Source organism: Klenkia sp. PcliD-1-E (assembly GCF_024124375.1).
Classification (GTDB): domain Bacteria; phylum Actinomycetota; class Actinomycetes; order Mycobacteriales; family Geodermatophilaceae; genus Klenkia.
In genome coordinates this window covers 1-11035 of sequence record NZ_JAMXRZ010000127.1, presented here as the reverse complement: position 1 = coordinate 11035, position 11035 = coordinate 1, and the positions used below count along the sequence as shown (strand labels likewise).

The following is an 11035-nucleotide window of genomic DNA, read 5'->3' as shown; positions in this document are numbered from 1 at the left end:
GCTGCGCCGCCGGGTCACCCGCCGGCTCGCGCGCAACGTCTCCTCGGCCGCGCCCATGCTGCTCGGCGCCGGGCTGGCCGCGCGCAGCAACCGGCGGGCGACGTCCCAGCTCGCCGAGGCCGTCCTCGCCGACCTGCGCGCACCCGGACGGCACTAGCCTCGGCCCGTGCCGTCCCCGTCCGCGTCCCCGCCGGCCCCGCTGCCGGTCCCGGTCGTCCTCGCCGAGGGCGCCGTCCCGCCGGCCTACGCCCGGCCCGGTGACGCCGGTGCCGACCTGGCGCTGACCGAGGACCTGGAGCTGGCCCCGCACCAGCGCGCGCTGGTGGGCACCGGGGTGGCAGTGGCGATCCCGGAGGGGTACGCCGGTTTCGTGCACCCCCGTTCCGGCCTGGCCCACCGCGTCGGGCTCGGCATGGTCAACGCACCCGGCACGATCGACGCGGGCTACCGCGGCGAGATCAAGGTGAACCTGGTCAACCACGACCCCGAGCGCACCATCCGGCTGCGCCGCGGCGACCGCATCGCCCAGCTGGTGGTGCAGCCGGTGGTGCAGGCCGAGTTCCGGCCGGTCGCGGAGCTGCCGGCCAGCGCCCGCGGCGCCGGCGGGCACGGCTCGACCGGCGGGTTCACCGCACCCACACCGACCAGCACAGAGGGGCAGGCCTGACATGCCGTTCGGACGACGGCGCAACCGGATCGAGCGGAGCGTGCGGGAGCGGGGCGTCCCCCCGGAGCCGCAGGTGCGCGAGCGGCCGCAGGAGGAGACCACCGGCCCCTACGACGAGGCCGACGCCCCCGACGACGGCGTCCAGCGCGTCGACCTGGGGTCGCTGCGGCTGCCCGCCGTCCCCGGCATGGAGCTGCGGGTCGACGTCAACCAGGCGCAGAAGGTCATCGGGGCCAGCCTGCGGTCGGGGGACTCCCTGCTGCAGGTGTCGGCGTTCGCCGCTCCCCGCGCCGGGGGCATCTGGGACGGCGTGCGCGCCGACCTCGTCACCAGCGCCCGCGGCCAGGGTGGGTCGCTGACCGAGCGGGAGGGCCCCTTCGGCCCCGAGCTGACCGGCACCGTCACCGCCGCCGCGCCGCCGCAGCCGGGGCAGACCACGGCGCCGGCACCCGTCCGGCGGGCTGCCCGGTTCATCGGGGTGGACGGCCCGCGCTGGTTCCTGCGCGGCATGATCTCCGGCCCCGCCGCCGAGACCCCCGAGGCCGGGGCGGCGCTGGAGGACGCGTTCCGCCAGGTCGTGGTCGTCCGCGGCAGCGAGCCGATGCCGGTGCGGGAGCAGCTGCCGATGACGCTGCCTGCCCAGGCCGCCCAGCAGGTCGCCGCCCAGCAGGCGGCGCAGCAGGGTGGGGTGCAGCAGGGTGGGGCGCAGCAGGGTGTGTCGCAGCAGTCGGGGCCACCGGCGGGCACCGGTCCTACCCTGGAGGCGTGACCGAGACCCGTCCGAAGGGCTGGCTGGCCCAGAAGCTGGCCAAGCTGACCGCCGACGACCAGACCATCGACGCGCAGGAGCTGCAGTCCGACGTGGCCAGCTCCGGCTGCGAGCCGGTGAGCACGTGCCAGAAGGGCAAGGTCGTCGCGGTGACCGGCCGGCTGAAGTCGGTCGTCTACACCCCGCGGGAGACCGTGCCCACCCTGGAGGCCGAGCTGTTCGACGGCTCGGGCTCGGTGACCCTGGTCTGGCTGGGCCGCCGGCGCATCCCCGGCATCGAGCCGGGCCGCTCGCTCACCGCCCGCGGCCGGTTCGCCTCCTTCGAGGGCCGCAAGGTCATCTACAACCCCTGGTACGAGCTGAGCGCCGGGTGAGCCGCCCGTGAGCTCCGCCCAGGGCCGCAAGGCGGTCGCCTTCGACCGGCACCTGGTGCTGGAGCAGCTCGGCGGCTGGCGCGGGATGGTCGACGTCTCGCTGCCCACCGTGGCCTTCGTCGTCGCCAACGGCATCGGCGGGTTGACCACCGGCATCTGGGCCGCCCTCGTCGCCGCCGTCCTGGTGTTCGGGCTGCGGCTGGCGCGCAAGGAGAGCGTGCAGCAGGCCATCAGCGGGCTGATCGGCGTCGCGATCGCCGTGGCCATCGCGCGCGCCTCCGGGGAGGCCCGCGACTTCTTCGTGCTGGGCCTGGTCCGCAACGCCGCGCTCGGCGTCGTCCTGCTCGGGTCGGTGCTGGTGCGCTGGCCGCTGGTCGGCGTCGCCGCGGAGTTCCTGGCCCCCAGCCACCTGGGCTCGATGGCCGACCACAGCATGAAGGGCAAGCTCGCCGGCCGGCTACGGGCCCGGGGCGCCGCCGTCGTCGAGGCGGCGGAGGCGGCGGAGGCCGCCGCCGGGACGGACGAGGGCGGGACCGCGCGCGAGCCGGACGCCGCGCCCGAGCGGCACTGGCGCGAGGACCGGCGGGTGCTGCGCGCCTACACCTGGCTGACCGTGCTGTGGGCGGGGACGTTCCTGGTGCGCTTCGCCGTCCAGGGCGTCCTGTACTGGCAGGACCAGGTCACGCTGCTGGGCACGTCGTCGGTGGTGCTCGGCCTGCCGGTGACCGGCGCCGCCCTGGTCGTGACGCTGTGGGTGGTGGCCCGGCTGCACCGCCACCGCACCGCCGTCGACTAGCCGGCGGGCCGCCCGGACAGGACCTCCTGCAGCTCCTCCTCGACGTCGCCGTGCATGACGAACAGCAGCTCGTCGCCGGCCTCCAGCGGCTCGTCGGGCGACGGCGTGATGACCCGCTCCCCGCGCAGGATCGCGGTCAGCACCGTCTCCCGGGGCAGCGGCACCTCGCGCAGGGCCCGGCCCACCCAGGGCGTGTCCTCGGCCAGGGTGATCTCGGTGAGGTTGGCCGCGCCCTTGCGGAAGCTCATCAGCCGGACGACGTCGCCGACGGTCACCGCCTCCTCGACCAGCGCGGCGAGCACCCGCGGGGTGGAAACGGCGACGTCGACGCCCCACGCCTCGGTGTAGAGCCACTCGTTGCGGGGGTCCTTGACCCGCGCGACGACGCGGTTCACCGCGAACTCGGTCTTGGCCAGCAGCGAGACGACGAGGTTGGCCTTGTCGTCGCCGGTCGCGGCGATGACGACGTCGCAGGTCGACAGCTGCGCCTCCTCCAGCGCGCTCACCTCGCAGGCGTCGGCCTGCACCCACTCCGCACCGGGCACCGCCTTCGCGCGGACCTTGGCGCCGTTCTTCTCGATCAGCATGACGGCGTGTCCGTTGCCCAGCAGCTCCCCGGCGATCGACCGCCCGACGGCGCCGGCGCCCACGATGGCGACCCGCATCAGTGGTGCCCTCCCTCGGGTGCGTTCTCCACCACGTCGTGCACGGCGGTCGCGATCTCGTCGGTGGCGGCGACGACCAGGTGGTCCCCGGCCTGCAGCACGGTGCTGGAGCGCGGCAGCTGCGCCTCGCCGAAGCGGACCAGCCACGCGGCACGGGCGCCGGAGGCGTGCTCGAGGTCGCGCAGCGGCCGGCCGACCCAGCCCTCGGTGACCGTGACCCGCATGAGCAGCACCGTGCCGGTGGGCTCGCGCCAGATCTCGGTGACCTTGACGCTGAGCAGCTCGCGCATCAGCCGGTTCACCGTCCACGGCACGGTCGCGACGCTGGGGATGCCCATGCGCTCGTAGACCTCGGCCCGCTTGGAGTCGTAGATGCGGGCCACCACGTGCTCGACGCCGAAGGTCTCCCGGGCCACCCGGGCGCTGATGATGTTGGAGTTGTCGCCGCTGCTCACCGCGGCGAAGGCGCCCGCGGAGTCGATGCCGGCGTCCAGCAGGGTCTGCCGGTCGAAGCCCAGGCCGGTCACCTGCCGGCCGTTGAACTCCGGGCCCAGCCGGCGGAAGGCCTCGGCGTTCTGGTCGATGACCGCGACGCTGTGCCCGATCGTCTCCAGCTTCCGCGCGATCGCCGACCCGACCCGGCCGCAGCCCATGACGACCACGTGCACGTGCGCTCCCGCAGGGTTCCGCCGCCCGGCGCCGGCCGCCGTGGCGTACAGGGCGCGAAGCTACACGTGTGCGCGACCCCACCCGCGCGGGCGCGGGGAAGGGCTCACCCGTCCGTACCATCGCCGCGTGCCTTCGCTGTCCGACCTCGGGCAACTCCCCAAGCGCCTCGTGCTCGGCCGCCCGGTCCGCAGCGACAAGGCCGGGGAGTCCCTGCTGCCCAAGCGGTTGGCGCTGCCGATCTTCGCCAGCGACCCGCTCTCCTCGGTGGCCTACGCCACCCAGGAGATCCTCATCGTGCTCACCCTGGCGGGGACGGCGTTCCTCTTCCTCGCGCCGTGGCTGGCGGTGGCCGTCGTCCTGCTGCTGGTCGTGGTCGTGCTGTCCTACCGGCAGGTCGTGCACGCCTACCCCTCGGGCGGCGGCGACTACGAGGTGGCCGCCAAGAACCACGGCCGGTTCGCCTCGCTGGTGGTGGCCAGCGCCCTGCTGACCGACTACGTCATGACGGTGGCCGTGTCGGTCGCCTCCGGCACCGACAACATCATCTCGGCCTTCCCCGGGCTGGCCGAGCACCGGGTGCTCATCGCGGTCGCGCTGGTGGCGTTCCTGGCCGCGGCGAACCTGCGCGGCGTGCGGGAGTCGGGCAAGGGCTTCGCCGTCCCGACCTACCTGTTCGTGGCCGGCATCCTGGTCATGGTGGTCACCGGGTTGGTCCGGTACTTCCTCACCGACGCCTCGCTGGTCGCCGAGAGCGCCTCGTACACGATCACGCCCGAGCCGGGGTACGACCAGCTGGCCGGCATGGCGCTGCTGTTCTTCGTGCTGCGGGCCTTCGCCTCGGGCTGTACCGCGCTGACCGGGGTCGAGGCCATCGCCAACGGTGTGCCGGCCTTCCGGCCGCCGAAGTCGAGGAACGCCGCGACCACGCTGGCGCTGATGGGCGGGATCGCCGCGGCGATGTTCGCCGGCGTCACCGCGCTGGCTCTGTTCGCGAACGTGAAGTACGCGGAGTTCCCCTGCGACCTGGAGGGGTTCACCGACTGCGAGACCGAGCCGCAGCGCACGGTCATCGCGCAGGTGGCCAGCGCGGTCTTCGGCGGGCCGGACTCGGTCGGGTTCTTCTACATCCAGGCGACGACGGCGCTGGTGCTCATCCTGGCGGCCAACACCGCGTTCAACGGGTTCCCGCTGCTGGGCTCGGTGCTCGCGCAGGACCGCTTCATGCCCAAGCAGCTGCACACCCGCGGGGACAAGCTGGTCTACAGCAACGGGATCCTGCTGCTGGCCGGCTTCGCGGTGGTCATGATCGTGGCCTTCGAGGCCGACTCCACCCGGCTCATCCAGCTCTACATCGTCGGGGTGTTCACCAGCTTCACGATCGGCCAGTGGGGCATGGTGCGGCACTGGAACCGGGAGATGAAGCTCGTCGAGGGCGTCGAGCGGGCCCGGATGCGCCGCTCGCAGGTGATCAACGCCCTGGGCGGGTCGATCACCACCGTCGTGCTGGTGATCATCGTGCTGACCAAGTTCACCCGGGGCGCGTGGATCGTGCTGGTCGCGATGCCGTTCATCTACCTGCTCATGCGGCAGATCAACCGGCACTACACCCACGTGGCCGACCAGCTGGTGCCCAGCGGGGACTCCCGGACGCTGCCGTCGAAGGTGCACGCCGTCGTCCTGGTGAACAAGGTGCACAAGCCGACCCTGCGGGCGCTGTCCTTCGCCCGGGCGACCCGGCCCGACCAGCTCACCGCGCTCAACGTCAACGTCGACGAGGCCGACACCCGCGCGCTGCAGGCCGACTGGGAGCGCTACGACATCCCGGTGCCGCTGACCGTGCTCGAGTCGCCCTACCGCGAGATCACCCGGCCGGTCGTGGACTTCGTCAAGGCGATCCGCCGGGACAGCCCGCGCGAGCTGGTGGTGGTGTTCGTGCCGCAGTACGTGGTCGGGCACTGGTGGGAGAACGTGCTGCACAACCAGAGCGCGCTGCGGCTGCGCACCCGGCTGCAGTTCCAGCCCGGCGTCATGATCACCACCGTGCCCTGGCAGCTGGAGGGCTCCCGCGACCGCGAGGAGGTCCTGCTGCGCCAGCCCGAGGGCCCGGCCCCCGGCGACCTGCGCCGCGGGTTCGCCGAGGACCCTGGCGACAGATGAGCGACGACGGCGGTACCTGGGTCGGGCAGCGGTTCGAGGTCACCGTCGGTCCGGTGGCGCACGGCGGGCACTGCGTCGCCCGGCACGAGGGCCGGGTGGTGTTCGTCCGGCACGCGCTGCCGGGCGAGCGGGTGGTCGTCGCCGTCACCGAGGACCGGCACCCCGGCTACTGCCGCGCCGACGCCGTCGAGGTGCTCGACGCCAGCCCCGACCGGGTGGAGCGGCCGTGCCCGGCCGCGGGCCCGGGGCGCTGCGGGGGCTGCGACTGGCAGCACGTCGACCCCGCCGCGCAGCGCCGGCTCAAGGCCGACGTGGTCACCGAGCAGTTCGCCCGGCTCGCCGGGATGGACGTCGCCCTGGACGTCGAGGAGCTGCCCGGCGGCCCGCTGCGGTGGCGCTCGCGGGCCCGGTTCGCCGTCGACCGGTCCGGGCGGCCGGGGCTGCGCCCGCACCGCTCCCGCGACGTCGTCGTCCTCGAGGACTGCCCGATCACCGTCGAGCCCGCGGTGCAGGCCGTTCTCGGCCGCAACTGGGACGGCGCCGGCGCGGTCGACGTCGCGGTGGACTCCGTCGGCGGGGTGACCACCACCGTGCTGGACCGCCGCGGGCACGCCCGCTCCACCCGGGTCGCGCGGCCCACCGGCGCCGAGGCCACCGGGTCCCGCGCCGAGCGGAAGGCCTGGCACCGCGACTGGCAGGTCGAGGGCACCGGGTTCTGGCAGGTGCACCCCGCCGCCGCCGACGCCCTGGTCGGCGCGGTCGCCGGGTTCCTCGGCGTGCGGCCCGGCGAGCGGGTGCTGGACCTCTACGCCGGCGCCGGGCTGTTCGGCGGGTCGCTGGCCGGCGGGGTCGGTGCGGGCGGTCAGGTGGTGTGCGTGGAGGCCGACGCCGGGGCCTGCGCCGCCGCCGCGGACAACCTGGCCGACCTGCCGCAGGCCGAGGTGTGGCAGGGCGACGTGGACGCCGAGGGCCTCACCGGGCTGCTGGCCGAGCTCGACGGCCCGCCCGACGTCGTCGTCCTGGACCCGCCCCGGTCCGGGGCCGGCCGCGGGGTGAGCGCTGTGCTGGCCGGCTGCGGTGCCCGGGCGGTGGCCTACGTGGCCTGCGACCCGGCGTCGCTGGCCCGCGACGTCGCGGTGTTCGCCGAGGCCGGCTGGCGGCTCACCGGGTTGCGCGCCTACGACGCCTTCCCGATGACGGCGCACGTGGAGTGCGTCGCGCTGCTGGAGCCGGGTCAGCCGGTGGCCAGCCCCGAGAGGTCGTAGAGCTTCGTCGTCCCGGCCGGGACCTGCCGGCCGTGCGCCTCGACCCAGGACAGGATGCGGGCGGCGTCCGGGCCGCCGCCGGTGCCGCCGACGTAGTAGTGGACCTCGTGGGCGGCGACGTCGGCCTCGAACTGGTCGAGGCTGATGTCGGGGTCCTGCCCGGAGAACCCGCCGATGTCCATCACCGGCGAGCCGACGGCGAGCTGGATGGACGCCCCGTGGTGGCCGGTGGTCGCCGCGACCCAGGTGTAGCCCGCGCCGCCGGTCTCCAGCAGCTGCAGCGCCCGCGGGTCGACGCCGGACCCGTCGTGCGGTCCGGCCCGCCAGCCGGCCGCGGTCAGCGGGGGCGGGGTCGCGTAGACGTTGCTGCTCTGGTTCACCGCGGCGGCGGTGCTCACCGACCAGCCCAGCGGCGCGAGGACCAGCGCGAGCACGGCCGCGGCCAGGAAGACCCGCGGCCGGCGCAGCACCAGGCCGACCAGCCCGGCCACGACGACCACGGCGACCACCACGGCCAGCACGACGGAGGCCTGCGGCTGGTGCCAGTGGTACCCGGCGACCAGGACCGACCATGTGGCGCCGAGCACCACGCCGACGGCCAGCACCGCCCGGCCGGCGCGACCGGCCCGCCACAGCAGCGTGCCGCCGACCGCGACCAGGGCAGCGACGGCCGGGGCGAGCTGCACGGCGTAGTAGCTGTGCTCGATGCCCTTCATGGTGCTCAGCACGACGGCGGTGACCGCCAGCCAGCCGCCCCACAGCACCAGCGCACCGCGCACCCGGTCGGTGCGGGCCGCCCGGACGGTGAGCACCAGGCCGGTGAGAAGGGCCAGCACCGCCACCGGCAGCAGCCAGCCGGCCTCGTCGCCGCCGGAGCCGAACAGCCGCCAGACCGAGATCGTGGACCGGTGCAGGCCGCCGCCCCCGGCCACCTCGTCGCCGTTCAGCCGGCCCAGGCCGTTGTAGCCGAAGGCCAGGCTCAACGGGTTGTCGTCCTTGGTGCCCCCGACCCAGGGCCGGTCGGCGCGGGGCACCAGCCACACGGCCAGCACCCACCAGCCGGCCGCGACGACGAGCGCCGCGCCCGCGGCGAGCAGCTGCAGCACCCGCCGACCCAGCCGGGGCGGGCCGGCCACCAGGTACGCCGCGGCCAGGCCGGGCAGCACCAGGAAGGCCTGCAGCGACTTGGTCAGGAACGCGGTGCCGATGAACGCCCCGGCCAGCAGCAGCCACCGGGTGCGGCCGTCCTCGACGGCCCGGCCGACCGCCCAGGCGGCCAGCACGCACAGCAGGGTGAGCAGCGCGTCGGGGTTGTCGTAGCGGAACATCAGCGTGGCCACCGGGGTGACGGCCAGCAGCAGGCCGGCCAGCACCCCTGCCCACGGGCCGAGCACCCGGCGCACGGTCGCGGCCAGCACGGCGACGGCGAGCACCCCCATCAGCGCCTCCGGCACCAGCAGCGACCAGCTGGACAACCCGAACAGCCGCACCGACAGGCCCATCACCCACAGCGCGGCCGGCGGCTTGTCGACGGTGATCGAGCCGGGGGCGTCGGAGGCCCCGAAGAACCAGGCCGACCAGCTCTGCGACCCGGCCTGCGCGGCGCCGGCGTAGAAGGCGTTGCCGAACCCGGACCGGGACAGCCCGACCGTGTACAGCACGGCGGTGCCGGCCAGCAGCGCACCCAGCGCCACCCGGTGGGCCGGGGGACGGCGGCGGCGCGGGCGCGCGGGGGAGGGTCCGGCGGGGGGCGCGGGCGCCTCGAGCAGGGTGGTCACAGCTGAGGACGGTGTGCCCGGATGCTGGCAGCCACCTCCTCGCCGGCTGTGGACCAGCCGCAGATCCTCTGTCCACCGGATGTGCAGCGGGCTCACAGGTCGGCCCCGGTGACCTCCCAGCCCGCGCCACGACGGTGCTCGGTGTCGATCGAGGAGGGACACCGTGCTCAGCCACCTGTGGCGTTGGTTCATCGGACTGCACCTGGTCACCGGCCCGCTCTACGCGATCCTGGTGGCCGCGCTGTTCGTCGGCCTCGCCGTGCTGCTCGTGGCGCACCGGCAGCGCCGCTGGTTCACCCGCCGGGTGCCGCTCGCGCTCGCCGCGGCCGCCGTCCTGCTGGGGATCGCCCAGCTGGTCCTGGTGATCACCAAGCCCTTCCCGGACGGCCTGCCGTGGCTGGTGCCGCTGTGGATCGGCCTGGGCTTCCTGGGCATCACCCTCGCGGTGGCCGGGTGGCCCGGGCAGCGCTGGTGGCGCCGGGCGGTCACCGTGCTGGCGCTGGCCGGCGTCGTGCTGGGTGCGGCGAACGCGGTCAACGCGGTCTACCAGCCCTTCCCCACGGTCGCCGCCGCCCTGCAGCTGCCGCCCTACGACGAGGTCCCCGCCCAGGAGGTGCTGACCGACACCACCGTGTCCGCCACCAGCCTGGCCGACTGGACCCCGCCGGCCGGGATGCCCACCACCGGCGCGCTGGCCCAGGTCACCATCCCGGCCACCGCCTCGGGCTTCCCGGCCCGGCCCGCCTGGGTGTACCTGCCCCCGGCCTACCTCAGCTCGGACCGGCCGGACCTGCCGGTGTGGATCCTGCTCGGCGGCCAGCCCGGCAGCCCGCGGGACTGGATCGACGGGGGTCAGCTGGCCCAGCGGCTGGACACCTGGGCCGACGCCCACCAGGGCCTCGCACCGGTCGTCGTCATGCCCGACGACCTGGGCGGCGAGGGCAGCAACCCGCTGTGCATGGACTCCGCGCTGGGCAAGGCCGACACCTACCTGTCGGTGGACGTGCCGCACTGGATCGGCGCGAACCTGCAGGTCGACACCGACCACAGCCACTGGGCGGTCGGCGGGTTCTCCTACGGCGGCACCTGCGCCCTGCAGCTGGCCACCAACCACCCCGAAGAGTTCCCGACCCTCTTCGACGCCTCCGGCCAGCGGTCGCCCACCCTGGGCAGCGCGGCCAGCACGCTGGCGGCGACCTTCGGCGGCCAGGAGGCACCCTTCGACGCGGTCGACCCGCTGCACCTGCTGGCCGCGCACCGCTACCCGCAGCTGTCGGCGTACCTGGTCGTCGGCCAGGGCGACGACCACTACCGCCCGGAGCAGGACGAGGTGGTGGCGGCACTCAAGAAGGCAGGGGTGTCGGTGACCTCGACCGAGCTGCCCGGAGGCCACTCCTGGGACGTCTGGGGTCCCGGTCTGCAGGGCGCGCTGCCCTGGCTGGCCCAGCACACCGGGCTGCCGGCATGACCGCCGCCACCGCTGCGACCGCCACCGCCGACGCGGCCGCCCGTCGCGGGTGGGGGCTGCTGCGCCGGCTCCCGGTCACCGCGGGCCTGGTGGTCGTGCTGCTCGTCGGTGCGCCCCTGGGTACCGCGTCGGCCCTGGGCACCGGGGCGGGCCCCCTGCGCGAGGGCCGCTGGTGGACCCTGCTGACCGCCGGCCTCACCGTGGCCACCCCGGCCGGCACGGTCGTCACGTTGCTGCTGGTGGCCGGTCTCCTCGGTGCCGTGGAGCACCGGGTCGGCAGCCGCCGGACGCTCGCCGCCCTCGTCGGCGGCCAGGTCGCCGCGGGCCTGGTGGGCAGCGGCGCGGCCGCGCTGCTGGCGGCCACCGGCGACCGCTGGGGCCAGCTGCTGACGGGAGCGCTGGTCGTCGGCCCGCTGCCCGGTGTGCT

At 75.1% G+C, this 11035-nt stretch carries 10 protein-coding genes and 1 pseudogene; 8 read left to right on the top strand and 3 right to left on the bottom strand.

What is annotated here, in order from left to right; translation table 11 throughout:
• The first annotated feature begins 166 nt into the window (after positions 1–166).
• Genes dut through NH342_RS19240 form a run of 4 tightly spaced genes read left to right on the top strand, consistent with a single transcriptional unit; the run spans position 167 to position 2606 of the window.
• Positions 167–667 carry a dUTP diphosphatase gene (gene dut, locus NH342_RS19255; RefSeq protein WP_253017338.1) on the top strand — a complete coding sequence of 167 codons (501 nt, stop codon included), beginning with the start codon at positions 167–169 and terminating at the stop codon, positions 665–667.
• 1 nt (position 668) lies between these two features.
• Positions 669–1436, top strand: a complete 768-nt coding sequence (locus NH342_RS19250) for a DUF3710 domain-containing protein (RefSeq protein ID WP_253017335.1) — start codon at positions 669–671, stop codon at positions 1434–1436.
• A complete protein-coding gene (locus NH342_RS19245) occupies positions 1433–1810 on the top strand; it encodes an OB-fold nucleic acid binding domain-containing protein (protein WP_253017333.1) in 378 nt (125 codons plus the stop codon). Before NH342_RS19250 ends, NH342_RS19245 begins: the two co-directional genes overlap by 4 nt.
• Positions 1811–1817: 7 nt before the next feature.
• Positions 1818–2606, top strand: coding sequence for a DUF3159 domain-containing protein (locus NH342_RS19240; protein WP_253017331.1), 789 nt, complete (start codon positions 1818–1820; stop codon positions 2604–2606).
• On the opposite strand, the gene NH342_RS19235 is transcribed toward NH342_RS19240, so the two are convergent.
• Positions 2603–3271 (bottom strand): TrkA family potassium uptake protein, encoded by a 669-nt coding sequence (locus tag NH342_RS19235; protein ID WP_253017329.1) that lies wholly within the window; start codon positions 3269–3271, stop codon positions 2603–2605. The genes NH342_RS19240 and NH342_RS19235 overlap by 4 nt on opposite strands.
• Positions 3271–3939 carry an NAD-binding protein gene (locus NH342_RS19230; protein ID WP_253017327.1) on the bottom strand — a complete coding sequence of 223 codons (669 nt, stop codon included), beginning with the start codon at positions 3937–3939 and terminating at the stop codon, positions 3271–3273. The genes NH342_RS19235 and NH342_RS19230 overlap by 1 nt, the downstream gene beginning before the upstream one ends.
• 127 nt (positions 3940–4066) lie before the next feature.
• Between NH342_RS19230 and NH342_RS19225 the strand changes: the two genes are divergently transcribed.
• Both NH342_RS19225 and NH342_RS19220 read left to right on the top strand, forming a co-directional pair.
• The gene (locus NH342_RS19225) at positions 4067–6097 is read left to right on the top strand and encodes an APC family permease (RefSeq protein WP_253017325.1); all 2031 of its coding nucleotides are present in this window, start codon (positions 4067–4069) and stop codon (positions 6095–6097) included.
• Positions 6094–7362, top strand: a complete 1269-nt coding sequence (locus tag NH342_RS19220) for a class I SAM-dependent RNA methyltransferase (protein WP_253017323.1) — start codon at positions 6094–6096, stop codon at positions 7360–7362. The genes NH342_RS19225 and NH342_RS19220 overlap by 4 nt, the downstream gene beginning before the upstream one ends.
• Here the strand turns inward: NH342_RS19220 and NH342_RS19215 are convergent.
• The gene (locus NH342_RS19215; RefSeq protein ID WP_253017321.1) at positions 7332–9140 is read right to left on the bottom strand and encodes a glycosyltransferase family 39 protein; all 1809 of its coding nucleotides are present in this window, start codon (positions 9138–9140) and stop codon (positions 7332–7334) included. The genes NH342_RS19220 and NH342_RS19215 overlap by 31 nt on opposite strands.
• A 163-nt stretch (positions 9141–9303) precedes the next feature.
• On the opposite strand from NH342_RS19215, the gene NH342_RS24380 reads away from it, so the two are divergent.
• Entirely contained in the window at positions 9304–10608 is a 1305-nt protein-coding gene (locus tag NH342_RS24380) for an esterase family protein (protein WP_253017319.1), read from the top strand.
• Positions 10605–11035 (top strand): annotated as a pseudogene (locus NH342_RS19205) (hypothetical protein); the annotation flags it as partial. The gene NH342_RS24380 and the pseudogene NH342_RS19205, both read left to right, overlap by 4 nt.